23 protein-coding genes and 3 pseudogenes are annotated in these 25,771 nt (G+C 58.1%); 7 read left to right on the top strand and 19 right to left on the bottom strand.

The window, feature by feature from the left end; genetic code table 11:
* Positions 1-70 precede the first annotated feature (70 nt).
* Positions 71-160, top strand: a pseudogene (locus tag BLU32_RS18380) (transposase); the annotation flags it as partial.
* On the opposite strand, the pseudogene BLU32_RS18375 reads toward BLU32_RS18380, so the two are convergent.
* Positions 156-601: pseudogene (locus BLU32_RS18375) on the bottom strand (IS5 family transposase); the annotation flags it as partial. The pseudogenes BLU32_RS18380 and BLU32_RS18375 sit on opposite strands and share 5 nt — an antisense overlap.
* A 201-nt stretch (positions 602-802) precedes the next feature.
* On the opposite strand from BLU32_RS18375, the gene BLU32_RS18370 reads away from it, so the two are divergent.
* Both BLU32_RS18370 and BLU32_RS18365 read left to right on the top strand, forming a co-directional pair.
* A complete protein-coding gene (locus BLU32_RS18370) occupies positions 803-1,465 on the top strand; it encodes a helix-turn-helix transcriptional regulator (protein WP_093809353.1) in 663 nt (220 codons plus the stop codon).
* A gap of 87 nt (positions 1,466-1,552) precedes the next feature.
* A complete protein-coding gene (locus BLU32_RS18365; protein ID WP_093809351.1) occupies positions 1,553-2,296 on the top strand; it encodes a sulfite exporter TauE/SafE family protein in 744 nt (247 codons plus the stop codon).
* A gap of 206 nt (positions 2,297-2,502) precedes the next feature.
* Here BLU32_RS18365 and BLU32_RS21915 read toward each other — a convergent pair whose 3' ends face one another.
* On the bottom strand, positions 2,503-2,718 hold the full coding sequence (locus BLU32_RS21915; protein ID WP_157727746.1) for a hypothetical protein: 216 nt from the start codon (positions 2,716-2,718) through the stop codon (positions 2,503-2,505).
* Between the two features lie 189 nt (positions 2,719-2,907).
* Between BLU32_RS21915 and BLU32_RS22600 the strand changes: the two genes are divergently transcribed.
* Complete coding sequence (locus BLU32_RS22600; RefSeq protein ID WP_371326941.1) at positions 2,908-3,537, top strand: helix-turn-helix domain-containing protein; 630 nt, start codon at positions 2,908-2,910, stop codon at positions 3,535-3,537.
* Between the two features lie 74 nt (positions 3,538-3,611).
* Here BLU32_RS22600 and BLU32_RS18350 read toward each other — a convergent pair whose 3' ends face one another.
* The 13 genes and pseudogenes from BLU32_RS18350 to ada form a co-directional block, all read right to left on the bottom strand.
* Positions 3,612-4,892, bottom strand: coding sequence for a glycerate kinase (locus BLU32_RS18350; protein WP_093809349.1), 1,281 nt, complete (start codon positions 4,890-4,892; stop codon positions 3,612-3,614).
* Between the two features lie 382 nt (positions 4,893-5,274).
* Positions 5,275-5,877, bottom strand: coding sequence for a peroxidase-related enzyme (locus BLU32_RS18345; RefSeq protein WP_093809347.1), 603 nt, complete (start codon positions 5,875-5,877; stop codon positions 5,275-5,277).
* Positions 5,874-6,356: a hypothetical protein gene (locus BLU32_RS18340; protein ID WP_093809346.1), complete on the bottom strand. Its 483-nt coding sequence runs from the start codon at positions 6,354-6,356 to the stop codon at positions 5,874-5,876. Before BLU32_RS18340 ends, BLU32_RS18345 begins: the two co-directional genes overlap by 4 nt.
* Positions 6,353-7,819, bottom strand: coding sequence for an NAD(P)-binding domain-containing protein (locus BLU32_RS18335; RefSeq protein ID WP_093809345.1), 1,467 nt, complete (start codon positions 7,817-7,819; stop codon positions 6,353-6,355). The genes BLU32_RS18340 and BLU32_RS18335 overlap by 4 nt, the downstream gene beginning before the upstream one ends.
* Positions 7,820-7,833: 14 nt before the next feature.
* The gene (locus BLU32_RS18330; RefSeq protein WP_093809343.1) at positions 7,834-10,158 is read right to left on the bottom strand and encodes a molybdopterin-dependent oxidoreductase; all 2,325 of its coding nucleotides are present in this window, start codon (positions 10,156-10,158) and stop codon (positions 7,834-7,836) included.
* A gap of 56 nt (positions 10,159-10,214) precedes the next feature.
* A complete protein-coding gene (locus BLU32_RS18325; RefSeq protein ID WP_093809341.1) occupies positions 10,215-11,498 on the bottom strand; it encodes a TRAP transporter large permease in 1,284 nt (427 codons plus the stop codon).
* 3 nt (positions 11,499-11,501) lie between these two features.
* Entirely contained in the window at positions 11,502-12,017 is a 516-nt protein-coding gene (locus BLU32_RS18320) for a TRAP transporter small permease (protein WP_093809339.1), read from the bottom strand.
* Between the two features lie 44 nt (positions 12,018-12,061).
* Positions 12,062-13,051 (bottom strand): TRAP transporter substrate-binding protein, encoded by a 990-nt coding sequence (locus BLU32_RS18315; RefSeq protein WP_093809337.1) that lies wholly within the window; start codon positions 13,049-13,051, stop codon positions 12,062-12,064.
* 103 nt (positions 13,052-13,154) lie between these two features.
* A complete protein-coding gene (locus tag BLU32_RS18310) occupies positions 13,155-15,161 on the bottom strand; it encodes a hydantoinase B/oxoprolinase family protein (RefSeq protein ID WP_093809335.1) in 2,007 nt (668 codons plus the stop codon).
* A gap of 1 nt (position 15,162) precedes the next feature.
* Positions 15,163-17,196: a hydantoinase/oxoprolinase family protein gene (locus BLU32_RS18305; RefSeq protein WP_244501878.1), complete on the bottom strand. Its 2,034-nt coding sequence runs from the start codon at positions 17,194-17,196 to the stop codon at positions 15,163-15,165.
* A 431-nt stretch (positions 17,197-17,627) separates the two neighbouring features.
* Positions 17,628-18,115: pseudogene (locus BLU32_RS18300) on the bottom strand (IS5 family transposase); the annotation flags it as partial.
* A 244-nt stretch (positions 18,116-18,359) separates the two neighbouring features.
* Positions 18,360-19,100 carry an SDR family oxidoreductase gene (locus tag BLU32_RS18295; protein ID WP_157727744.1) on the bottom strand — a complete coding sequence of 247 codons (741 nt, stop codon included), beginning with the start codon at positions 19,098-19,100 and terminating at the stop codon, positions 18,360-18,362.
* Positions 19,101-19,143: 43 nt separating this feature from the next.
* On the bottom strand, positions 19,144-20,208 hold the full coding sequence (gene ada, locus BLU32_RS18290; RefSeq protein ID WP_093809327.1) for a bifunctional DNA-binding transcriptional regulator/O6-methylguanine-DNA methyltransferase Ada: 1,065 nt from the start codon (positions 20,206-20,208) through the stop codon (positions 19,144-19,146).
* Positions 20,209-20,422: 214 nt separating this feature from the next.
* Here ada and BLU32_RS18285 point away from each other — a divergent pair, with 214 nt between their 5' ends.
* Positions 20,423-21,349, top strand: coding sequence for a DMT family transporter (locus BLU32_RS18285; RefSeq protein WP_093809325.1), 927 nt, complete (start codon positions 20,423-20,425; stop codon positions 21,347-21,349).
* Entirely contained in the window at positions 21,346-21,594 is a 249-nt protein-coding gene (locus tag BLU32_RS18280; protein WP_157727743.1) for an Ada metal-binding domain-containing protein, read from the top strand. The genes BLU32_RS18285 and BLU32_RS18280 overlap by 4 nt, the downstream gene beginning before the upstream one ends.
* Before the next feature lie 29 nt (positions 21,595-21,623).
* Here the strand turns inward: BLU32_RS18280 and BLU32_RS21910 are convergent, their stop codons facing one another.
* Positions 21,624-21,833 (bottom strand): hypothetical protein, encoded by a 210-nt coding sequence (locus BLU32_RS21910; RefSeq protein ID WP_157727742.1) that lies wholly within the window; start codon positions 21,831-21,833, stop codon positions 21,624-21,626.
* A 176-nt stretch (positions 21,834-22,009) separates the two neighbouring features.
* Between BLU32_RS21910 and BLU32_RS18275 the strand changes: the two genes are divergently transcribed.
* Positions 22,010-22,810: an endonuclease/exonuclease/phosphatase family protein gene (locus BLU32_RS18275; protein WP_093809320.1), complete on the top strand. Its 801-nt coding sequence runs from the start codon at positions 22,010-22,012 to the stop codon at positions 22,808-22,810.
* 131 nt (positions 22,811-22,941) lie between these two features.
* Here the strand turns inward: BLU32_RS18275 and BLU32_RS18270 are convergent, their stop codons facing one another.
* From BLU32_RS18270 to ftrA, 3 genes are all read right to left on the bottom strand, one after another.
* Positions 22,942-23,580 carry a hypothetical protein gene (locus BLU32_RS18270; RefSeq protein WP_093809318.1) on the bottom strand — a complete coding sequence of 213 codons (639 nt, stop codon included), beginning with the start codon at positions 23,578-23,580 and terminating at the stop codon, positions 22,942-22,944.
* A gap of 46 nt (positions 23,581-23,626) precedes the next feature.
* Positions 23,627-24,502: an NAD-dependent epimerase/dehydratase family protein gene (locus BLU32_RS18265; protein ID WP_093809316.1), complete on the bottom strand. Its 876-nt coding sequence runs from the start codon at positions 24,500-24,502 to the stop codon at positions 23,627-23,629.
* A 206-nt stretch (positions 24,503-24,708) separates the two neighbouring features.
* Positions 24,709-25,767 (bottom strand): transcriptional regulator FtrA, encoded by a 1,059-nt coding sequence (gene ftrA / locus BLU32_RS18260; protein WP_197673636.1) that lies wholly within the window; start codon positions 25,765-25,767, stop codon positions 24,709-24,711.
* Positions 25,768-25,771 lie beyond the last annotated feature (4 nt).

Raw genomic sequence — 25,771 nt, 5'->3', positions numbered from 1 at the left:
TGTCGCCATGTGAGCTGCTGCCGGTTTTGAGGACACCGAGTTAAGGTGTTTTTTGAACTGGAGAGTTGGAATGCAGAGACGGAAGTTCAGCCGAGAGTTCAAGCTCGAGGCGGTGAATCTGGTCAAGGATCAGGGCGTTTCTGTCGCCCAGGCGGCGCGTCGCCGGCCTGCCCGGCGGTGAGTTCGATCCGCACCGGGCGACCTTCGGTGTCGACCAGTGCATGGATCTTGGTCGTCAAACCGCCGCGGGACTGTCCCATGCACGGATCTTCAGATCCCCCTTTTTCGCGCCGGCACCATGCTGGTGGACGCGGACGCAAGAGCTGTCGATCATCACGATGTCGCCGTCGTAAGCCTTTGACACCGCGTCCAGAAGCTGATCCCAGACACCTGACGCACGCCATCGGCAGAACCGGTTGTAGAGCGTCGTGCGTGGGCCATAGCGCTCCGGCACATCGCGCCAAGACGAGCCGGTTCGGAAACGCCAAAGGATGCCGTTGATGACGCGTCGATCATCGACACGCTTCACACCCCGGCTGTTGCGCGGCAAAAGCGGCTCGATGATCGACCATTCCTTGTCGCTCAATTCGTGACGGCGCATGGCAACCTCCTTATTCGGGAGGTTGAATCAAATCTCACGCCTCAACGAAACCCGTTTATGGGGACAGGTCCTAGTGGATAAACGACGGCGCGGTGCAGAAAACCGATATGGACTGTCAGCAACGCGGGGCTCTCCCGCCGTTGATCTTGGCTCACTGAATGCCTCCTTTCTTGCCCGATCAAATTGCGCTACCATACCGGTATGTGGACATATTTTCGCAATCCTTTGATTGAGCTCGGCATTCCGACTGAGACGGCACGTAAGCCGCTCCGGCCACACGTCCATACGAACGTGCAAGTCATGGTGGTCACCAAAGGGTCGCGACGGGTGAATCTTGCTCGGCAGGCTGTAAATGTCCTAACAAATTCAATTCTTATTATCCCACCGGGCGTGGTTCACTTGGCTGACCAAGACGACTGGGAAGGCTTCAACGCCTATATTGACCCTTCGGTTCGTTACAATTGGATAGCGTCCATTCTCCGGTATCCGAGTTTACCGGATTGGGTGTGCGACATGAGCAAGAATGGTCCATCTTTCGACCTTCCTGCACTTTTGTCCTTAATTTCAGAGGGCAGGTTGGTTTGGGCCGATCCGAAGCTGTCGAAATATCGGTACGACCATCATGAAATGCCCGACTGGCCGCAAAGCCGCGAAGGGCACATCCGACGATACAAGCGTGAAGCTGGAATTTCACCTCATGCTCATTTCAAGGCGACGCAATTGGATCAGGCTCGCAGCAAGATCGCAAATGGTGAAACGCTGGCATCGGTGGCGGCAGAGCTGGGGTTTACTGACCAGAGCCACCTTGGTCGGCAGTTCCGCGCGTCCTTCGGCATCTCACCGGGGCGATACGCCAAAGGCTAAAGCACACAAGGTCACAAACTTACCAGACGAACATCCGGGATCAGCTAAACTGCTATTCGACAACGAAAAGCGGATTTGAGTTTTCCCATGGACCCCCTGATCATCGTTTTCCTCTTCCTTGCAGGCATCATTGGCGGCGGCGTGAATGCCATCGCGGGGGGCGGCACGTTCTTTACTTTTCCTGCGTTAATCGCCGCTGGCCTCGATCCGCTTACGGCAAACGCTTCGAATGCGGTCGCGATCTACCCGGGCCACGCAGCGGCTGTGCCAGCCTATAAGGAAGAACTAAAAGCCGCTGGCCGACCACTGATCTTGCGAAGTGCGATAGTAGCACTGGGTGGGCTGCTTGGAGCCGGTCTGCTCCTCCAAACCGGATCCGTAGCTTTTGAAGGGCTGGTTCCCTGGCTTTTGCTTGCAGCAACATTGCTGTTCGCGTTTGGCCCGGCACTGGCGTCCGCATCCGCGCGTCTGCAATCCGGGTCACTCTGGCTGACAAGCGGCGTAGAGTTCTTGTTTGCAGTCTACGGCGGTTACTTCGGTGCAGGTCTGGGGGTCTTGCTTATGGCGGCGCTGACGATCATTGGAGTGCGCGATATCCAAATGGCCAACGCGCAGAAGAACTGGCTGGCGACGATTATCACGTCGATTTCGGTGCTCGTGTTCGCCATAGCGGGCGCTGTCGCATGGCTCCAAGCTTCTGCAGTTCTTTTTGGCGCGTTAATCGGTGGCTATGGCGGAGCACGAGTGGCCCGACGCATTCCAGGTGGCGCACTACGTGTGGTCGTTATCGGTGTGGGCCTTGCGTTGAGCGCATACTACTTTGTCGCATGATATATCGCGCAACCGGGGCTCGTATGTCGCTTAAGAGCTTCAAGAATGGGCTCAGAGGGACGACTTGTGAAGTCGCGGCGGGCACTACGCAACAATGTATCCGCTGGCCCGTCTCAGACAAAATTAGCAGCAACGAGGACGAGAAGAGCAAATAACACCTTGCAAAACAGCGTTTGGTCAAAACGTTCGTGCAACCTCCAGCCAACTCATGCACCAAGCGGAACGGCGAGAAGGGCAAGCAGAATCAAAAACCACGGCGCGCCGGCAATCGACGCAAGCCAAATCCATGAAAACAGTTTTACATTATTCCCAGCAGTGAAGAAAAGGCTGGCCGGTCCGGCATAGATACTTTTCAGTACTCCCAATGGCAGGAGATACATCGCGAGCTGTGGACCGCCAGAATGGGCGACCATCGTGGTCACGCCCGAAGCGGTGCCTGCTATCGCTGCACCTTCATTGGAACGCCCGCGTTGAACGACCCGTCCGCCTCCGGCATATCATTTCAGAGCAAAGAGCAGCGTTGCCCCGCCGATCAAGTATGACAATGGCTCTACCGTCAAGTGTCCTCTTAAGCTTCTATCCATGCTCTTTTTGGATAGGAGAATACTGCCATGGGACGATCATCGACAGCCAATAGATCGGAGCCGCGTGATGCGGCCAGCAAGCTGGCTCAGAGCCGTCTGAGCGTCATCGAACTGGCGAAGCAACTCGGCAATGTTGCAGAGGCTTGTCGGCAGCGCGGCCTTGACCGGACCAGCTTCTACGAATGGAAACGGCGATTTCAGACCCAGGGCTTCGAGGGGCTGAAGGATCTGCCGCCGATCCACAAGAGCCACATCAAGGCGCTTGCCCTGGCACATCCGGCTTATGGCTACAACCGTCACGAGGCCACGCCGGAGGGGCCGGAGGTGCATCTGGTGATGGATAATTACGCCACCCACAAGACACCCAAGATCAAGGCCTGGCTCGCGCGACGCCCGCATTGGCATGTGCATTTCACGCCGACCCCGGCCAACTGGATCAATCAGGTGGAACGCTGGTTCGCCGAGTTGACGCGTAAGCAATTGCAACGGGGCGTCCACCGCTCCACCGCCGAACTGGAGGCCGACATTGCCGTCTTCATCGAAGCCCACAACGAACACCCCAAACCCTATCGATGGGTCAAGTCTGCCGACCAAATCCTCGCTGCCGTCAATCGGTCCTGCCAGAGAATGGAGCAAACCCTATGTGGCGAACTTTAGATTCACGTAACTAGGCATGACGGTGGATCAACTCAGTGCGGAGGATCAAGGAAACCCGCGCCATCGACTCCTGTTCACCCCAGCAGCAGCACCTGCAAATCCGCCACATTCGTGCCCGTCGCGCCCGTCATCACCAGCGCGTCGGCCGCTGCAAGCGCGTGATAGGCGTCGTTCTCGGCGAGGTGAGCATCCGTCGACACGCCTTTCACCTCTAGCGCCGCTATCGTCTCCGCCGTGACAAGGCCGCCCGCCGCGTCGGTCGGGCCGTCGCGGCCGTCGGTACCGCCGGACAGGAAGGCCCACACCCTTGGTAAGGGAGTGCTTTCGCAGAGCGCGGCGAAGCGCAACGCCATCTCCTGGTTCCGGCCGCCCTTGCCCGGGCCGGTGACATGCACGGAGGTCTCGCCGCCGGCGAGGATGGCGATCTTCTGCCCGGTCGGCGCGGCACGCGCCGCGTCATGGAAGGCCTCGGCCGCGTCCTGCACGTCACCCTCGAGCCATTCCGACAAGACGATCACCTTGTAGCTGTGGTGGTGCGCGGCGCTTTCCGTCGCGTGCAGGCTGATGCGGTTGGAGCCGATAAGCCGGTTTTTGGTCGTGTGGACAAAATCCTCCGCCGGAAGCTCAGCACGCACCTGAAGATGCGCCATGACGCTTGGCGCCATGCGGTCGGAAAGGCCGAGATCGCGCACGATCTCCAGCGCCTTTGCCGGCGGAGCCGGATCGGCGACCGTCGGGCCGGAGGCGATAATGGCGAGATCGTCACACGGCACGTCGGAGAGGATCAGGGCCAGCCCCTGTGCCGGCGAGATCGCACGCGCCAGCCCGCCGCCCTTCAGCCGCGACAGGGCTTTCCGCACCCTGTTCATGGCGACGATATCGGCGCCGGATTTCAGCAATAGGTCGTTGGCGGCGATCTTCTCGGCGAGCGTGACTCCCTCTACCGGCGCCGGCAGCAGCGCCGAGGCGCCGCCGGAGATCAGGCACAGCACGAGATCGCTCGCCTTCGCTCCATGGGCGATGCGCTCCGCCTCGCGCGCGCCCTTTGCGCCGTTCTCGTCGGGCAGCGGGTGCGATGCGCCGATTACGGTGACGCCTTCGATCTCGGCGACATTTTCGTAATTGGTGACAGCGAGCGCCTCCGCGATCTTGCCGCCGGGCAGTGTCTCGAGCACGGCGCGCATCATCGGCACAGCCGCCTTGCCCGCCGCTATCACATGGATCCTGCCCGCCTCCGACCATTCGCCGTCATGGATCTGCAGCGCCTGGACCACCGCGTCATGCGGGTCCGCCGCCGCCACGCCGGCGAGGAAGATGTCGCGGGCGTCTTGCTTCAGTTCCTTGTTTCCGGCCATGGCCCCTTCCGCGTTGGTTCAGGTCTCGACTTTCGCAGCGCGAATTCCCGCTGTCACGGCAATAATTGTCAGCCGGCAGGCGCGGTCCGCAAGAACGCTTCGCGGCACGCGAATTTACGCTAACATGCTTTTCAGAAGCATGATTGAATGGCGACATCCAAGGTGGAAATAGCGCCAGTAGGATGAGCGGCGGCGAGACCGTGCGATAGTGCAAAATTGAAGTAGTAACGCGTCGCGGACCGGCTGATTAAGACGATCTGACTCTCCACCAACAGCGACACAACAGTCATATCGGGTTGGCCGCCGCCGCCGAATGAACAACGCCGGGCGACCGTCCGTTTTTGTTCCCAGAAGTGGATGATCAGTCCGTTAAGAGGATCCTTCAGCTGCGTCCTTTTTTGTCGGAGGCTTTTGGCCGCACGGGATCTCCCAGCACATGCATCAGCCGGTTAGCCCAGCCGAAAAGCGCGGTTGACAGAATAAGGTCGAGTATTTCCGCCTCGCTAAGTCCCTGCTCACGCAATGCACCAATCTGCGTACCAGTCGGGGCCGGCGGACACGCCGAAAGCGCACTTGCAAATTCAAATATCGCGCGATTGCGCGCGGAGAGACTCGCGTTCGGTCCGTCCCTGAAGAGGTTGTCGGTGACTTCTGTCGATCGATCGAGTTGTGCATGACGTGACGCATGAACGGCCGCGCAGTAGATGCAACCATTCACCACGGACGCGCTGATGGCACCCAGTTCTCGTTCCGTCCGGCTCATCCCCCCTTTACCGTACATAATCGCATTGAATAGCGGTGAGCGCACTTTCAGGGTCTCGACGTCATGGGCGAGAGTCAGCACATACTCAGACACCTTGGTATTCGAGGGTGTTACCTGCAGTGCGTCCAGTTGCTCATCGGTCGCTTCTTCAAGAACAACTGGCTGTATTCGCGGCTGCCAATGGGGCACCGTTCGCGTGAATTTCCTGACAATATCACTCACGCAACGCCTCCCGCCATCAGGCGCAAACCGGCAATCACCCGGATCTGGTACGATATAAAGGCATTGAGTTCGGCCAAGCGCACGATATCCTCATCTGATATGCTAGCATCCTTGAGCGCGGCAATGTCGGAAGCCCCCACGCGTTTGGTCTCGGTCGCCACTTTATCTGTGAATGACACGACTTCGACCAGTCCCTCTTCGGTACCATCAACGGAGGGGTCGGCGAGTTGAGAGAAATTCGCGGCATCAGCGACATACTTGTCGCAAAGCGCAGCCTCGCCATTCCGCCGGGCAATCCGGGCGGCAAGCGCCGAACGCAGCGGAAGAGACCAGGCTCCCGGCTCGCGTGGCCTTAACACGGCATCCTCGGCGGCCTGCGTCATTTCAAAAATGTCCGCACGCCCCGCATTGGCATTTGCCAGGCCGGACCCTTCCAAAACGTGGGCTTGCGAAAGCGCTGTCGTCCTTGGGCTCGTCACGCGATATGCTCCTTCCCTTGTATGTCCGGCATCTGTGTCGACACCCATTCGCTCCCGTCGAGTTCGGGCTTGTCATAGGCCTTGATAGCCTGCAAATGCTGGTCGGCATCTTCGGAAAAGATTTTCGCTGCGGTCGCACGCGCCAGCCATGCAGCGCCTTCGGAAATACCCGGAATATCACCGCTGATTTTGCCGAGACTGGCTGTAGCGCCATAGTTGAAGCAGTAGATATTGTTGATCCACGGCGATTTGCCGGGAATCTTTTCGCTGAAGCTGAAATCTGAGTTCAGATAAGGAAACAGGGCCAGATCCTCCGAATGCTCGTCAGCGGGCGGTTGGTAGACATCCTTCCACAGGCGAATGTTGCCGGAGGCGTCGCCGAGCTCCGTGCGCGAAAGCGGATTGGTCCTGAACCCTGTGCCGAGGATGACAAAATCTGCGACATGGCGCCTCCCGTCGGAGAACTTGAGCTCCACGGCACCACCGGTTTCACTGAGGCCGGCGATGCCCTTGTCGAAATGGAAAAACGCGTTCCGATGCTGACTGACACGCCGAACTGAACCATTCGGTGGCGGCGTTTGGCTGGCAAACACATATTGCATGATCCGCCATCGCAGTTCATCGGAAAGGGTGGCGAAACCGTGGTTGAACCCGATGCTGCCGGCACCGGTCAGCTTGTTTATTGTCGGCATTTGCTTGCGGCGAATGAAGTGGCGGACTTCGGCAGCCCCGTGCTCTAGCGCTTCGGCCGCATTGTCGACGGCTGACGCACCGACCCCGATCACCGCAACCCGTTTACCTTTCAGGGAATCGAAATCGATGTCGTCCGCACTATGAGCCCAATATCGTCGATCCAGTCCGTCGACGAAGCCCGGTATGTTCGGTTCTCCGGTTCCGTCGCGGCCCGTCGCGAAGACAAGCTTTCGGGAAAGAAAGGAGCCGGACGTCTCCCCGGAGAAGTGCAATCGCAGTACGTCGCCCTCGCGCTCGACCTTGTCGAGGGAAGTCTCGTTTTCAATGGGAATGCCGAGCACATCCCGGTACCAGCGAAGATAATCCATCCACACCGGGCGCGGAATCAGTCCGAGCTGTTCCCATTGCTGGTCTCCGAAACCGGCCCGGTACCAGGCTTGAAACGTTAGTGCACCGTGGCCGAAGGCCGGCCCTGTGAGTTCCTTTGGCGAACGCAGGGTCTCCATCCGCGCATAATTCAGCCAGGGCCCCTCGAACCCGCGCGGACTGCGGTCCAGCACCCGGGTATTTACGATCCCGGCGGTCTGGAGCGCAAACCAAGCCACCATGCCGCACATTCCCCCACCTATGATGGTGACGTCCGTTACACCCTGGCGTGGGGGTACCCATGACTTGCCCGGGTAGCACAGCAGTTGCAGATCCTCTTTGAGGCGCGTCTCGAGCGCAGCGAGTCCCTGACCGCCAATGAGAGTACGGCGAATATCTGGCATGTCTCAAATCCAAATCAGTCTTCTGCCGGTCGCTCAGGCAGAGCTGCCTTCACGCCATCGTGCACTGTCACTGCCGGCAGATCCCAAAACCACGGTTCGATGTCAACGAGACAACTGTGAGCGACAGGGCCCTGCGCAAGCCGCGAGGTCCCCTTATCCTCTGTTAGTACGTTGGGATTGCCATGCAGGCACGGACCAAACGGCTGCGCTGGATCATACCAGGCCCCCGTGGCCAGTTCGACAACCCCCGGCATGACGTCTTCCGAAAGGACCGAGCCGGCAAAAACCGAGCCCCGATCGTTCCAGACCCGAACGATCTGCCCGTCTGCAATTCCTCGCCTGGCGGCATCCGCAGGATGCATTCGCATTGGCTCACGTCCAAGAATCTTGCTCTCGAGACTTGGGCCCGCAGCATCCATCTGCGAATGCAGTCTCGTTTTTGGCTGGTTCGACAGCAAATGCAGCGGAAATTTTTGAGCGAGCGGGGCACCCAGATACTCGCACGGCGGAATCCACACGGGATGACCGGGACAATCTTCATAATCGAAACCGCTGATCCGGCTGCTGAACAACTCGATGCGGCCGGAGGGAGTCCGCAAGGGATGGGCAACCGGATCGTCGCGGAAATCCTCGAATGCAGTGTATGGCCTGGACGGCATCGGCACCTCCACATGCCCCTCGCTCCAGAACTGGTCAAAGTCCGGGAAATCGATTCCTCGCGGACCGTTTTGATGCTGCGCCGTCCGATACATGTGGTGTAACCACCGCATCTCGTCTCGCCCTTCATCGTAGGCCGAGCCGAAGCCGCACCGCACGGCCAATGCCGCGAATATTTCGAAGTCCGTGCGGGCGTCACCGACAGGTGAAACGGCCTTGTGCATCGCGATCAAGAACCGGTCGCGCCGAGCGGCGCCGATGTCGTTGCGTTCAAGGGTCGTTGTTACCGGCAACACGATGTCGGCATGCCGTGCCGTGGCGGTCCACCAGCATTCGTTCACGACTATGGTATCGGGCCTGTGGAAGGCACGGACCAATTTGTTGATGTCCTGATGGTGATGAAAGGGATTGCCGCCGGCCCAATATACCAGCTTGATATCGGGATAAGACGCCTTGGTTCCGTTAAACTCATACTCCCGGCCCGGCTCGAGCAACATGTCGGCAATGCGTGCTACCGGAATTCTGGTTGGCAGAGGACTGCTGCCGGTTGGAAATGTCGGCAGGTCCATAAGTTGCAGAGGGTTTCCCAGATTTGCCTCGGCTCCGTACCCGAAACCGAATCCTCCACCCGGCAAGCCGATTTGGCCCAGCATCGCCGCCAGGGCGATCGCTGCCCAATACGGTTGTTCACCGTGATCGGCCCGCTGAAGCGACCACGCCATCGTGATCATCGTTCTGCTCCGGACCATCGCGCGGGCCAGATCGTAAATCTGGCGCGCAGGAACGCCCGAAATGGCCTCGGCCCATTCCGGCGTTTTCGCAATATTGTCGGCCTTGCCGAGGACATAGGACTCGAAACGCTCGAAGCCCACACAGTATTTCGCGAGAAAGTCCGCATCGTGCAGTTCTTCCGTCACCAGCACGTGACACAAGGCCAAAATCAAGGCCGTATCCGTGTTGGGCCGGATCGGCAACCACTGTGCACCGAGACTCGTATCGACGTCGTCGCGTATCGGGCTGACGGATACCATCCGGATGGACGCCTCGGAGCACCTGCGTAGCCATACGCTTCCCATATGCTCTCCGGCACCGCCGGATTCGACTTGCATGTTCTTGGCGGGCGCGCCGCCGAACATGACCATCATCCGGGTGTTTTCAAGAATGCCGTCATATGAGGACAGGGGTCCTGTAAGCGGATCAAGAGTACCGATAACATGGGGCAGGAGTGCTTGGGCGGCAGCGAAGCTGTAGCTGTTGATCTGGCCGACAGCGCCACCGAACAGGTTCATGAACCGCTGCAGGTGAGATTTGGCGTGGTGAAACCGTCCTGCTGAGCACCAACCGTAAGAGCCCGCAAAAATGGCTTCATTCCCGCACGTCTCGCGAACGCGCAATAATTCCTGTGAGAGCAAATCAAGTGCATCTGCCCAACTCACAAGCACATATTCGTCGGCGCCCCGCTTGTCGGTCGCGCGCCCTCGACCATTCTCCATCCAGCCGCGTCGAATTGCCGGCTGACGTACCCGCGCCCTACCATCCACCATCTCGGGCATGGCGTTAAGGATCGGCGATGGCGCCGGATCTGACGGAAATGGTTCAACACCCACGAATTTCCCGTTCTCCACAACGGGATAGAAGGCGCCCCAATGAGCGGAATGCGGGCGTCGCGCTGAATTTGCGATGATACGGCTCCTGGCAGTTTGCGCGGCAGCTCAACCTCACCTCGTAGGTCGGGTTGCTACCCTCCTAGTAGAAGATTGGGGAGCCAGAGCGTTAATTGCGGAAAGAACGCAATGAGAAACAGTGCGACAAAGACAGGTATGAGCAAGGGAAGGATTGCCAGGCTCAAACGCTCAAGCGAAATGTTGACCATGCCGGACATAACGTAGAGGCCTACCCCCACTGGCGGGGTTGCCAGCCCGATCAGAAGCGCCAGAGCTGATACGATGCCAAACTGGACTCGGTCGACACCAAAAGCATCGACAGATGGCAGCAGCAGAGGCATGAGAATGATCAGGGAAGGTGTCGCTTCCAGAAAAAACCCGCAGACTACGAAGATCAAAATGGCTACCAGCAAGAATGCGGTGCGACTGTCGACATACTCCAGAACCGCGCTGGCGAAGGACTGTGGCACCTGTTCGAACGTCAATATCCAGCTCATGATCGTGGACGCACCGATGATCATCATGATGAACGCGGTCACGTTGACTGTTTCGAGCGCGGCTCCCCACACGGTCTCGAAGCTGATGGTGCGATAAAACACCCCGAGTAACAGCGCGTAGACTGCGGCGAGCACACCAGCTTCCGTCGCGGTCGTCAAACCGAAGGTGATCGAGCAAAGGATGATCAAAGGCGCCCCGACAGCCGGGAGCCCGTCAATTGCCGCCTTGGTGATTTGTGGAAATGTGGCGCGCGGCTCAACCGGATACTTAGTCCAGATGGCGGTAACCCGGATATAAACCATGAAGGCCAGACCGACCAGTAAACCGGGAACGAGGCCTGCGAGAAAGAGACGCGCAATCGAGGTGTTTGACAACCAAGCGTATACGATGAGCGTGATCGAGGGAGGAATAATCGGCCCGACGATGGACGTCGCAACGGTCAGGGCTGCGGCGAAATCCAGCGAATAGCCACGGGCCCGCATGGCTTTGACTTCGATCTGGCCCAGGCCGGCTATATCGGCTGTAGCGGAGCCCGAAACGCCGGCGAAGATTAGGGAGGCAAGTACGTTCACATGCGCGAGTCCCGCGCGGAAGTGGCCCACAAATGCCAGCGCAAGCGCAAAAATTCGCTCCGTCAGGCCGATGCGGTTCATGACGCTTCCCGTGAAAATGAAGAACGGGATCGCAACAAGAGCCGGCTTGCTCACGCCGTCGATTAGTTGCTGAGTTACAATGACGTAGCTCGAATCCCAGCCGGCAAACAAAAATCCTGTCAGGGCTGCGGCCGGAATTGCGAAGCTCACCGGTACAGCGAGCATGATCAAGCCGAATAGAGCGATCAATATGGCAATACCGACCATAACCTAATCCAGTCCTGTTTCGGTTTCGTGAAGTGGCTCGCGCGCATAGGGCGGCTTTTCGTCGGTCAGGACCTGCCAAAGCCGTAACGTCACCGTGATCGAGATCAGAATGGCCGAGGCAAAAAGCGGAAGCGCGAGCGTGTAATAAGGCAACCCCACCATATCCATGGGATTGAACTGAATGGAAATCAGTTCCGGGGCCGTCCAGAGAATGAGCCCGAGAATGAATAACATCAAGGCAGTGACGAAAATCGCCACTGCCTTCTGTAGGGGAACGGGAAGCCGCTTGATGATGCCATCGACCGCGACGTCCTTTTTGTCGTAGACGTAGACATAAAAACCGAGGAACACGACCCAGGTAAATATAACTATCGTCCAGGGATATACGGCGTTGAAAGCCTTGCCGAAGGCGAACCGGTAAAAAATGTTCACCGCATTTGCAGCAATAATAACGAGCAAAAGAGCACCGGCCATGCCCGCAAAAATACTGCGAATTTTATAAAGAACGCCTCCGCGCATATCGGAAATCCCAATCCTATACTTTCATGTTTTACGCCGAGGGATTACTTTGTTTGTTCGACTACAGCCAGAAATCCGTCCGGCAACTCCCCTTTGTCGTCACGCCCCTGGTAGAACGTGGCCATCCGCTCGTAGATATCGCCGAGCGGCACCTCGGTATAGGTTACGCCCAGATTGCTAAGTTCACTGATGGTAGCTTGATCGTTGGAGGCCAGAAGGTCGCGCACATATTGCGCCGCGTCGGCAAAGGCTTTTTCCAACGCTTCCTGATTTTCGGAGCTCAAGCCTTCGAATGCCTCGCGGCTCATCAGGAATGCCAGGCCCTGCGGATATTCGTTTGTACGCATGACGTACGGCGCGACCTCATAGTTCTTGGATGACAGAACCTCGGCCAGCGGCGAAGTTGCGGCTGAAACGATTTTGCGGTTGATTGCATCATACACTTCGCTGGATCCGAGTACCCGCACCTCGGTGCCCAGATGAGTCCAGGCGTCCACGATAAGCTCGTTGGAGAACTGACGCACGCGCAGACCCTGAAGGTCCTCCAGCCCGCTAACCGGCTTGTCGGAGAGGAGCACACGATAGGAACTACGCGGCCATGCGGCGATGTCCCCCAGGACTTTGATATTGCCCTTTTCCTCGGCTTCGCTGATCCAGCCCTCCACAAGATCGGAATCCATGAAACGGACCCAATGATCGTAGTCTTTGAAAATGAACGGAGCACTGATGTAGCTGATGGCGGGAACCCACTTGGACAAGAAGGTTGCCGAGGTCGGTGCGATCTGAATCACGTCGGCGCTGACCTGGTCGATGACCGTCCCGATCTTCCCCAGCTGCTCGTTGGGGAAGACCTGGATTTCCAGGTCGCCGCCCGTATATTCCTTCGTGAGCTCGGAGAACTTGGTTATGGCCATGCCCTCGACCGAATCCGTGCCGTGCTGCGCCGCCAGTTTCCAGGTTTCCGCCGAAGCGATGTTGGTTGCCGCTATGCTCGCGGCGAATGCGATCGTTGTCGCGATAGTGAATAATTTCACTTTGCCTTCTCCTGTTTTAGGCCCTCGAAACGCGCTCTGCACGACCGAGAATTGCTATGGTGAAGTATTCCCTATTTTGGTCAGTGATCCCTCCTTCATTTGGTCAATCTGCAGTGGCGGGTACGAGTTTTTTGGAACCTGTTAGCCGCGCCAGTTGCGCATCGAAAGCCAATTTCAATTCATGCAATTCCACTGGCTCGCCCCGGCCTGAAAAATCGTCGCGAACCTTGGTCAAAAGCGCCTGCCGCAGGGAAAAGGTTTGCTTGAGCGCCTCTTTGGCGAGCCATGAACGGGCTTCATCGCTCCAGATAGTACGATAGGCATCCATTTCGGGGCCACGATCGAATATCGAATGGCTTTTGTTCTGCGGTGTCTCTAAAATCCTCTTGCGGTTTTCTTCGGTCGCCTCACGATCGATTTCACCGCCCGGGCCGAATACAACGCCGTAGACTTCCTCGGCGCGCGACTGGCTCAGCAGCTCGCGCTTCAGATCACTGGCAATTGCATCAAGCGAACGGTCAAGCGGGTTGCCGAAGCCGCCACCCGTGGGGGTCCGAATTTGGACGACATCGCCGGTCTCGAGGTTAAGGACATCGATCTTGCCGATGTTCTTTTCCGTTTTCTCTCCCGGATTGAGGATAACCTGACCGAGAGACCCAGGGTGGCCGCCACCGACGCCCCAGGGCCGGAAGTTGAAGCGGTTCATGCCGCGAACGGTCATTTTTGCAGGAAGGCCGGTATTTTCCATAACGAACTCGATGCCGGTGCCGCTGCGATATTCTCCGGCCGCCTGGCTGTCTGACACGAGCCGGTAGGCATGGACCAGCATCACGGTTTCAACTTCGATGACTTCCGTTGGCACGCTTTGAAGATGCCCGAACCTCGGGTCGGTGCCGTCGATCCCATCCACGATGTTTCGCGCACCGCCGCCGCCACACAGCGGATTGATCACGTTTACGCGCTCGCGGCCATCGACCGGAGAGAAATCGTTGACCACCATGATCCCCGCCTGCCCCGTTCCCGCCGCGATAACGGGCTTTTCATAGGCCTGGTTGAGACACCCGATAATCGTGTCGTAGATGCGGGTACTCGACGCTGTCCGCACGCCGGTTGCGGCCGGAGGGAGGGCGTTCATCAAGGTGCCTTGGGGCGTATTGACCTTTACGGGCCGCAGAATGCCGGCATTCCTGGGTATATCCTTGTCCTTGGACAGCAGGAAATACACCACGGCCTGGACGAGGTAGGGATGCGTAAGATCGCCGGTCACGAAGTTATACGACGACGGCATCTGCGGATCGGAGCCGGAGAAGTCGAAAAAGATTGAATCCCCCTCGATCCGCATACTCGTATTCAGGAAATAATAGTCTCCTGGCGATATTCCCTCCAGGTAATCTGCGAAATAGTAGGTTCCGTCGGGTATTTCGCGGATGATGCTTCTGGCTTTCAATTCGGCGAAATCGATCGCGTCGTTGATGCCATCCTTGATCATGGTCACGCCGTAGCGATCGAACAACTCGCCCAACCGCTTGTCCATGCTTTGCAGGGCCGACAGCATCGCCATGAAGTCGCCCCACATCGCATCGGGAATGCGGGAATTATACAAGAATATGTCCCGGATTTCCGGTACGATCTTGCCTTGGTCGATAAGGCGCATCGGACGCACCCGCAAACCTTCCTGGAAGTATTCGGTAAACTTTGGCGAAATACTCCCGGGAACAGCGCCGCCGATATCCGAACAATGCACAAACGCCCAGGTGACCGCCACCAGTTCTCCGTCGTAGAACACGGGCCTGAGCATGGTGACGTCCATCAAATGCGTTACGACGCCCTTGGTGGTAAACGGGTCGTTTGTGATGAAACAGTCGCCAGGGCGCATGTTCTCGATGCCAATCGCATCGATCAACGCTTTGAGCGGCAACCCGATAAAGACATTGACGCCGTTCTGGGTCGGGTAGGCGAACATGTCACCATCCGGCGTGGCCATCGCGCACTGATAGTCCTGAACGAGTTTGACGAAGGTGGTGTGCGCGGTCCGGCGCAACGTCGCGGAAGCTTCTTCGGCAATCGCTGTGAAGCGATTATTCATGATGGTGGTTTGAATCGGATCCATTTCAAGCGTTCCGTGTCATCAGGATTTGTCCAGCCTCCAGCACCTCGGCATCGAATGCCGGATGCAGCAGGATGGTCGTGTCTTTTTGCTCGATTATCGCCGGGCCCGCCAGACGGGTTCCCGGTGCCAGACTGCTTCGGTCGTAGACGGGGGTGTCGTTTGCGATTTCCTCGCCGAAATATACCTGTCGCCGTGAAATAACCGCAGCTTCTTTGGACGCCGATGTGGAAATCGGCGCCATTCCCGGCTTTGCCTGGACGCCTCGAATGCGAACCCAAAGGGCGGTGATCTCGACGCGCGCATCGGGATCCGAATGGGTATAGACGCGGTGGTGCTCGGCGTGAAACGCGCTTACCAGCGCATTCAGATCCCCTTCTTTCGCGGCCGAAGAACTCACCGGAATCGTCAATTGATAGGACTGCCCCGCGTAGCGAACCTCGCCGGAGTAGTCGAATTCGGCTTCGATATCGGCACCCGCGTTGACCTGCTGCGAGAGCCACTCTCGCGCCTCCGCCTCAAGTTCATTGAAGGTCTTCGCAATCAGCGCGCTATCAACGACCTGCCCCTGCACCATCCGGACCTGATCTTGGACCAGATCGGACATGACGCCGCCGAGGGCACAGAAAACAGACGGCTGCATCGGAATCAGGACCGTATGAAGCCCGATTTCGGCCGCCAGCAACGGTCCATGAATGCCTCCGGCTCCGCCGAATGGCAGCAAAGTGACTTGCCGCGGGTCCACAGTATGACGTGCGAGGTAAGGCATGATCTGCGCACCCATGTTGGATGTCGCGACATTGACGATCGCCTGCGCGGTCGCGGCAACGTCCTTGTTCAAATGGTCCGCCAGCGGCTTGAGCGCTGCTTGGGCCGCTTCCCGATCGAGCGTCATTCGACCGCCGAGGAAATTTTCGGGGTTGATGTAGCCGCAAACGAGGTAGGCATCCGACAGCGTTGGCTGGGTGCCCCCTCGCCCGAAGCAAGCCGGGCCGGGCGACGCTCCGGCGCTACGGGGACCGACTCGAAGCACTCCGTGATCGATCCAGGCGATGGATCCACCCCCGGCGCCGATGGCCTCGATACCTGTTGACGGCATGATGAGCGGAAAATCTCCGACCTCCGCATCTTCCGAGATCGTTGATCGCCCTTCGATCACGAGAGACACATCGGTACTCGTGCCGCCCATATCCATTGTCAGGACCTTGTCGATACTGGAATATCGGGCCTGCATCTGCGCAGCGGTGACACCGGAAGCAGGTCCCGACAAGAGCGTGTGTACGGGCTTCTGGCGTGCCTCGCCCTCGGCCATGGCACCACCGTTCGACCGCGTAATGAACATCCGCGCATTGGGGAGGCGGGTCGCCAGATATCCGGCAACGTCGCTGAAATACTTGTCTACCTTGCCCTGCACATACGCATTGAGCACGGCAAGCGTTGCTCGCTCATATTCGCCAATGCGCGGCCAGATGTCGCTTGAAAGGCTGACATGAGCATCAGGCAGAATCTCTGCGATTGCGTCTCGCGCAGCTATTTCGTGCACAGGATCGCGATAGCTGTGCATGAATGCGATGGCGAACCCTTTCGCTCCGGCCGCAATTGCGCGGCGCGCCAGTTCCTGCACTTGCGACGTATCGATTGCCTCCCGAACGCTGCCGTCCGACATCAAGCGTTCGTCGACCTCGAAAACCATGCTTCGATCCACAAGGGGAAGAGTCCGGCTACCGAAAAGATCGTTGACCGATTTTAGCCTCAAGCGTTGAAGCTCCAGCAAATCCCGGAAGCCGCGCGTCACGAACAGGGCGATACTGTCTCCGTTGCGCTCGATGATTGTGTTCGTTGTAATGGTGGTCCCATGCATCACCACCACGGAGGCTTCCTTGTTGATGGAAAGCGCTTCGATGACGTGGTCGAGGCCGGTGCGAAAGCCATCGGCAAAATCACCAGGAGTGGACGGCGTCTTGAACGTCAGAAGGCCCGGGTCACCACGCTTCCACCCAACGTAGTCAGTAAACGTGCCGCCAATATCGATTCCCACCTTGTACAATGAAGACCCCCATACACTCACGTCGCTCCAGTATCAAAACGCTATGTCCCCCTCACCGGCTTGTCAATTCTAATTCTCCTACTTTTTTCCGAATTATTGGCATAATGATTTAGCTTATATATTATCTAATAGCACTTCATGCTCATTTAACACTAAAGAAAAACAGGTTTTATTCCACTGGCCAAGGCCCGCCCTGGGTTGCAAGTAAACACTGCCTGAGACACTCGCCGCGATTTCGCGAAGACGGCCCTCTTCGCACCGTTCCAGTGAGCCGATTTCCCCGAGCGGATACTGGTAAACGCGCCGGTTGACAGGCAGCGTCGATGACGCAGGTCCCGCCTTCCCTGCAGCCATCTTGAAGAGTCTCCGGGTCCTTGACGTGCTGCCGGATGCACCCACGACAGGTGAGTTAGGTAGCGGACTCATAACGCTTTGATCCAGATGCGGATCGCGGCGAGTTTGATTGCTGCGAGGTAGTTGTCGGCACGCCGATCGTACCGTGTGGCGATACCGCGCATCTGCTTGAGGCGGTTGAAGAAGCGTTCGACGAGGTTGCGCTGGCGATAACCCCAGCGACTGAAGGCGAATGTGCCTTTGCGGGTGATCCGTGGCGGGATGTTCGCCCATCCGCCGCGTGCAGCCACGAAAGTGCGGATGCCGTCGGTATCGTAAGCCTTGTCGGCCAGCAAGATTGCGCCCGTCGCCACCGTCTCGAGCCGTTTCGTCGCCATCGGCGCGTCGCCGGCCTGCCCGGCGGTGAGTTCGATCCGCACCGGGCGACCTTCGGCGTCGACCAGTGCATGGATCCTGGTCGTCAAACCGCCGCGGGACTGTCCCATGCACGGATCTTCAGATCCCCCTTTTTCGCGCCGGCACCATGCTGGTGGACGCGGATCGAAGAGCTGTCGATCGGATTGAGCCTGAGCGAAGGCCAGGCCTATGACGGCCACCAGGCGCTGCCGCTGCTTTCCCGGCTACTATCCAAGGCCATCGTTCTGGCGGATCGCCTCTGTCGTTGTGGCGCTGCCGTGTAGAACCTGTCCCATAGTGCTTCCCTCCATTCCGGTGAAAAGAGTGCACCATCAAAACATGGGATCAAACACCTAAGCCTGTCCAAGCGGTGGCGAGTAGCTCAATCAATCCTCGCTGCATGATCATCCAGAAAGCAGGAAATCGGAGCGGGTGCGTTCAATGACAATCTGGCGAAATGAAACATTCGCCGGGGCGGACAAAGCGAAAAGGATCGCATCGACCACGTCCCTGTTTGTCAGACTCTCATTGATCCCGCGTTCTCTGTTCCACTCCGGCGCCTCCGGCGATACGTCTTCGATCATACCCGGATAGATCGATGTCACGCGAACCGAGCTCCCCTGCAGTTCCTCGACAAGCCCTTTCGCAAAGCCATCCTGGGCCGATTTTGCGGCCCGGAATGGCAGTGAGGCTCCCGCAAACCTCGTATACGACAAGCCCGACATCGATACGACTGTGTGAATATCCGCGTGCGCCCTAGCCTTGAGCAAGGGCAGCAGTTGCCGGGTAAGGACCAATGTACCGGTAACCACGGAGTTGACGACTGCCAATATCTGATCGTTGGTTTGATGCTCAAAGGCTCCGCCTGTCCAATGAGCGCCATTGTTGACAAGGATGTCGATGTCTGGATGAGAGATGGCAATCTCGGTGGCCGCTTGAGTCACTGATGCAGTGTCGGACAGGTCGCAAACCACGATGTTCGGCCTCGGAGAGCTATCGTTGGATATCACGTCAGCAACGCTTTGCAGGGCATCCTCGGATCGGCCCAGCAAGATGGGAAACGCACCTCGACGCGCGGCAACAATCGACAAGGCTCTACCGAGACCGCGGCCCGCACCTGTAATAACTATTTTTCTGTTACGCACCGTTGCCTCTCCTCCGCTAAAGGCATGACATCCGTGGCTATGCTCACGCCTGAGCCTCTTTTTCGAGAAGAGCGCGTTTGCGCTCCACACCCCAGCGATACCCGGAAAGCGCGCCATCGTTCCTGACAACCCGATGGCAGGGAATAGCCACCGCGATCTTGTTAGCCGCGCAGGCCTGGGCCACGGCCCGCACAGCCTTCGGTTCGCCGATTTCACGGGCGATGTCGGTATAGGACGCCGTCTGGCCCGGTGGGATCTGCCGCAGAGCCTGCCATACGCGTTTCTGAAACGCGGTTCCGCGTATGTCGAGCGGCAGGTCCAGGCCGATCTGCGGCGCCTCGATGAAACCCACCACCTGAGCGATATGCGCCTCGAACGCTTCATCGCCGCCGATCAGATTGGCTTTGGGAAAGCGATCCTGGAGGTCACGGAGCAATTGTTCCGGATCGTCGCCAAGGCTGATCGCGCAAATTCCCCGCAAACTTTGGGCTACGAGAATCGCTCCGAGCGAAGATTGGGCCATGGCAAAGCGGATGTCGGTGTCCGCGCCACCGTTCCTGTAGGCGGTCGGCGTCATTCCGAGCACGTCATTGGAACGTTCATAGAAGCGGCTGTTGGTATTGAAGCCAGCGCTGTAAATGACGCCGGTGACGCTCTCCGTCTGGTCCGCAAGCCCGGTCAGAATCTTGCTGGCCTGGTGTGCCGAGGCCCACTGTTTCGGCGTCAGACCTGTGATCGCCTTGAACTGACGATGGAAGTAGAACGGGCTCAAGCCGACCAGCCGGGCCAGATCGTCGAGTTTTGGCATCTTGTCAGATGCCTCGATAAGCCGGCAGGCCTCCGCGATAATCTCCGCAGTTGCTTCTGCCGACGACTGCCCGTTCGGATTGCACCGCCGACAAGCGCGATAGCCCGCTGTCTCCGCATCCGCAGACGTGTCGTAGAATGTCACATTCGATGGCTTCGCCCGACGTGACGGACACGAGGGCCGGCAATAGATGCCGGTCGTTTTCACGGCAAAAACGAAAGAACCGTCAGCCCCGGCATCACGCGCCACCACATTTTTCCAGCGCGGATCAAGTTCGGTGGGTGTCTGCTTTTCGGCCATGTCGGACTCGTTCGGTTGAAGATGTCGAGAACAACATAAGGGAACCGGATATCGGTCTCACTCCGTTCCTTGCTTTTAAAGCAGGTCTTCCGGTTTTGAGCGCAAGAAACGGATCGCGCAGCAAAACCCTTACATGACACCGTTGTCTCGCAGAACAACCACAGACTGAAACAAAGGACTTGACGTGTCGGCAGCATCCACAACGAACCGCCCGATGACCCCTTTCGAATGGACCATGTTGCTTGCCCTGGCGACTGTGTGGGGCGGGTCGTTCTTTTTCAATGGCATTGCCGTGCGGGAACTGCCGGTTTTCACCGTGGTGGTATCCCGCGTCGCGCTTGCTGCCATCATTCTGCTTGTCATCATGCGGTTGCGGGGTGAAAGGATGCCCCGCGACAGACGGGTCTGGACGGCCTTTTTCGGCATGGGGCTTCTAAATAATGCCATTCCCTTTTCTCTGATCGTCTGGGGACAGCAGCACATCGCCTCGGGCGTAGCCTCGATCCTGAACGCCTCGACGCCGCTGTTCACAGTTATTCTTGCCCACGTCCTGACCCGCGATGAGCGTATGACTGGGGGCAAGTTGTCCGGTGTGTTGATCGGCTTCATCGGAGTCGCAGTTATGATCGGTGCGGATGCGTTCCGTAATTTCGGCGTGAATGTCGTAGCGCAACTGATATGTCTGGCCGGGGCGGTCTCCTATGCCTTCGCAGGCATCTACGGGCGTCGTTTCAGGGCAATGGGCATCAGTCCGATGAGCACAGCGACCGGGCAGGTCGTTGCGTCGAGTCTAATCATGTTACCGCTCGTCATGCTGGTGGATCGTCCCTGGACGCTTCAGGCACCCAGCCTGATCGCTGTCGGTGCATTGATCGGTGTGGCGGCGATCTCAACCGCATTGGCCTATGTGCTCTATTTCCGCATCCTCGCCACGGCGGGGGCGACAAATCTTTTGTTGGTGACTTTCCTCATTCCAGTGAGTGCAATTCTCCTTGGCACCTTGTTTCTCGGCGAAGTCCTGCTTGCCCGCCATTTCGCGGGCATGGCGTTGATCGGCATCGGCCTGGCGGCGATCGATGGACGACCATGGAAGGCCGTCCGCACAACAACATCCCGAAAAAGGGAAACGACGATATCATGACCAAGAATGACCTACGTTGGCAGTCTATCCAGACTTGCGATACGCAGGCTGCCGGAACATTTGTTTATGGAAACATGGCCGATGATCTCTACCATTCCCCACTTTGCCGCAACCGCCCGACTGACCGGGACGATGTCCAGTTTTTCGATACGCCGGATGAGGCTCGAAAGCACGGCTTCAAAGCCTGCAACGCATGTTCCCCCGATCATGCTGCTTGGCTCGTCGGCGCAAGTCGCTGGATGTAACGAATAAGCAGATAGAAGGAACTCCTCACTCACACCGGCCCGCTTGGCGCGCCGGTGCCAGATTGGCGGCGTACGAAAATTTCTTCTTTTTCCAAAGATATTGCGGGTGCGATCACAGCATCAGTGCCGCTGAGCGATCTGATCAAAATTTTCGGGATCAACTTTATGCTGTGAAAAACATTCTCAATTCTGAAAATGGAATTGGTTGGTACGCTTGGCAAGACCAGCCGGGATTTCATCCGTGTACTTCGCTCAATTGCCGGACTGTGGGGGCACGCCTGAAACCTGACCATCGCGCATCACCGGTCTGAATGCGCCTTGCGAGCGCCACACGAGTGTCCTGGCCCCATTTTCCAGATCGGGAATGGAGATCGCGCCCCCGGCCAGTCGAACGGTGAAACAAGGAGAATGCCAATTGCGTATCATGTGTCTGAACGGATGGGGCGGCAAGCTTGACAGTCACCTGCAGAACTACCTTCGCGAAACATCGCCCGACGTGCTGTGCCTCCAGGAGGTCGTGCACACGCCCGCCACGCAAAAAGACTGGTTGACCTATCGCGATGGCGATCATGTCCTGCCACAGCGCGCGAACTTCTTTCGCGACGTCCGCGAGGCCTTGCCGGGACACACAGCCACGTTCTGCCCGGCGGCGCAGGGTGTTCTCTGGGACGATGACAAGAGTATCCCGTCCCAATGGGGGCTGGCCACCTTCGTTCGCGCGGATTTTCCAGTGATCGCGCAGATACAGGGGTTCGTCCACAAATCCTTCTCCGCGTACGGCTATGGGGAGCACCCCCGGTCCCGCAGCGCTCACGCGGTGCGTCTCTACGACTACGAAAGGGGCTGGCCGGTGACAATCGCGCATATGCATGGCCTGCGGGATCTGCGGGGAAAAATGGACACGCCCGAGCGCATGGAACAAGCGCAAAGGCTTGCCGGCCTTGCCACATGCGTTTCAGAACCGGGCGACCGCCTCATCATTTGCGGCGACTTCAACGTCGAACCGGACAGCCAAACCTTTGAGGTGTTCAACGAGATCGGCATGGATGAACTCGTGACTGGCTGCGGGTTTTCCGGCACGCGGTCGTCGCACTACAAGAAACCGGGCCGGTTCGCCGACTACATGCTGGTCAATGGCGCGGTCGAGGTCGTCTCATTCGAGGTGCCCGAACAACCCGAGGTCTCGGACCATCTGCCGCTCCTGCTGGAAATCTGACGGCACCGATGTCCCGAAGTGTTACTGGGCTGCTTCCCGTTTTGTCCGCGTTCGCCAATCAGCCTTGCTCACGCTTTGAAGTGCTCCCAGTCTTTGGATCGCCCTGGGCCGGAATTTCCAGGGTGTCTGGCTCAGTGAAGTGCCCCCACGACTTCGAGCAAGAGCCGCATCCGCCCGTCGATGGAGCCGCCATAGTCATCGGTGCGCCGGTTGAACAAAGGTGACAGGAACTGGCTGATCAGGAATCCATGCGCCGCATGAATTTCAACCCCGCCGAAACCCCCGTCCCGAGCCAGTCGAGCCGTTCGCGCAAACTCGAAGGGCAGCGCTGTTATCTCGTCCCGCGACAGCTCCGCGCAGATCAAGCCGGGCAGGTTGAGTGCGCTCGGACCCGTGGGGGTGCTGGTCGAGGGATAAGCCAAGGCGCCGGCGTGACCGAGCTGGAGCCAAAGCTGGGCACCATGCGTGGCACCGAAAAAGGCAAGCGCCTCGAACCGTTCCGGATCGGCGTTGTCGTCGAGAACGAGATTTCCCGGTTTCTCGGCAAGTTTTCCGCTGCCCTGAACCTCTCCGATAATCGACAGGGCCACACCGCCCTCGGCCCAGCGTTGATACAATCTGATCTGTGCTTGCGTGGGATGCCCGGTCCCATCGCCCAGGGAATCCGACATTGCCGACTTAACGATGCGATTTTTCAATATGGTGCCGCAGGGCAGCAGCAGTGGCTCGAACAAAACACCCTGGCGATTGTCATGCGTGGTTTGGCTCACAACCGGTTTTCCTCCTTGTGGTCGGCTTTGCTGTCAAAATCTGAATTCAGGCAAGCAGATCTGACAGACGATAATCGCCGACTTTCGGTTCCCAACCAGTCGCCTGACGCAGTTTGTGCGATGACATTTGCTGATCAAGCGTCGGCCCCTTGGCCCAGTCGCCATGGCGTTCGACAAGATCTTCGACTCCCAAGATCAACGGTTCAAGCGTATTGCCATGCCGGTCAGCCAAGGTTTTCACAATGTCGCTCACCCGGACACCTTGTTCTGCACCGGCGTTGAAATGCCCAGTCAGATCAGGTCTTTCCAGCAGATCGCAATAGGCGCGTGCGAGGTCAGAGCGGTGTATTATTGGCCAACGTGTATCGGGGCTTCCCCAGATTTCAATCGCGCGCCCGCCTCGTGCCTCGTCAATGAACTCTTCGAACACGCCGCCGTCTTCGGAATAAACCATTGCCGGATGAACGACGGCGGTTGAGAGGAATTCGGCACGCAACAGCCGTTCGGCATGTCTCACCATCCAGGCAAATGCTGGTAGGGGATTAAACGGCCAATCTTCCGTTGCTAGGTTTCCTCCGGTCTCGCCATAGAGCCAACATCCGCCAGTGTAGAGCAGACGACGTGTTTTCTTTGCATTTGCCGATGCATAGATTAGAGCCGAAACAACCCGCGCATCAACATCTTCCATGTCCTCAGTAAAGGTTGCGGCGGTTTGAATAATAGCATCATGGTCGATGGCGGCGTTCACCCATGCTTCCGGTGCGCGCATGTCGCCTCGATAAGGTATTGCGCCGAGGTTTCTGATCTTTTCTTCAGAGATCTCGGAACGGCATAGAGCGACAACGTCGTGCGATCGGGAGTGCAGTTCGCGAACAATTGCGGTGCCAATGGACCCCGTCCCACCCAGAATGAATACCCTCATGTCTCCCTCTTTTTCGCGAGAGTTGCATCGACGTTTTTACTGCTTCAGACGATATTCTTGGTCAAACGACTTTTGTGAAACTGCCATATCCGTTTTCCCGAAGCCGCATTCCATTCACCGCAGGATCAGCGGTTGAGCTTCGCATGGGCGAGATCCGAAACTGGCGGCATGGGGACCACTTCAATTGCGTCGGATGTTCATCAACCTCAGATTGAAGCTCCGCCGCCACTTGTGTTCATATCTGAACAATCGGCAGACTGACCCAACGTGTCTTGCCTAAGGTGAAACCGGGCCCGAAATGTCGCCGGAGACAAACCGCTGGCGGCGCGGAAATGCTGACGGAAATTCGTGGTTGTGCCGAAACCGGCTCGAACTGTAACCTCTTTTATGGACAGGGTTGTTTCCTCGAGAAGATCGCGAGCATAAGCTAGGCGCTGTCGTTGAAGCCAGTCGCCAGGTGCAAGACCGGTTGCCTCACGGATGTGTCGGTGAAGCGTACGAACGCTGACATGGGCCTCCGCCGCCATGCGTTCGATGGTCCATTTTTCACCAATTCGCCTCTGAACCGCTTCGAGCAGATTCGAGAGCCTCGCGCCGGACGGGGGAGGAAGTGATCGTTCGATGAATTGCGATTGGCCGCCATCTCTGTGAGCCGCAACGACCAATCTGCGCGCGACACTGTTGGCAGCTTTCGCTCCAAAATCCTTTCGGACAATATGGATGCACAAATCGAGGCCAGCGGCGCTTCCGGCCGACGTGAGGATATCGTCCTCATCGACATAAAGGGCGTCTCGTTCAACCACGATCTCCGGATAGCGAGATGACAATGCATCGAGGTGGCGCCAATGCGTCGTCGCACGCTTGCCCTCAAGCAGACCGGCTTGAGCGAGCAAGAACGCCCCGCCGCAGATCGCGACGATGCGGGTCCCCGCCGCATTCGCTCGGCGGAGAGCATCGAGGAGCCTTTCGGGACCAGCTGCGGTCGGTCCGCGCCAACCCGGAATGACAATCGTATCTGCCGCTTCGAGAAGTTCCAGCCCGCCATCGGTCTCCAGGCGCAATCCACCTGCGCCCCGGATCGGCTCCGGCTCGACAGCGGCCGTCCTGCAGCGATACCAGCCGGGCCCCATTTCAGGGCGTGAAAGGCCGAAGACTTCGAAGGCGCAGCCGAACTCGAATGTGCAGAGCTGGTCATAAGCAATGATGACGACGAGTGGACGATAGTCGTTTGGCATGATTGTTACGATAGTGGCAAATTCGGCCACTCGC

This window comes from Stappia sp. ES.058, from assembly GCF_900105595.1.
Taxonomy (GTDB): Bacteria; Pseudomonadota; Alphaproteobacteria; order Rhizobiales; family Stappiaceae; genus Stappia.
The sequence above is the reverse complement of the archived record's forward strand: the minus strand, read 5'-3'. Positions and strand labels throughout refer to the sequence as shown.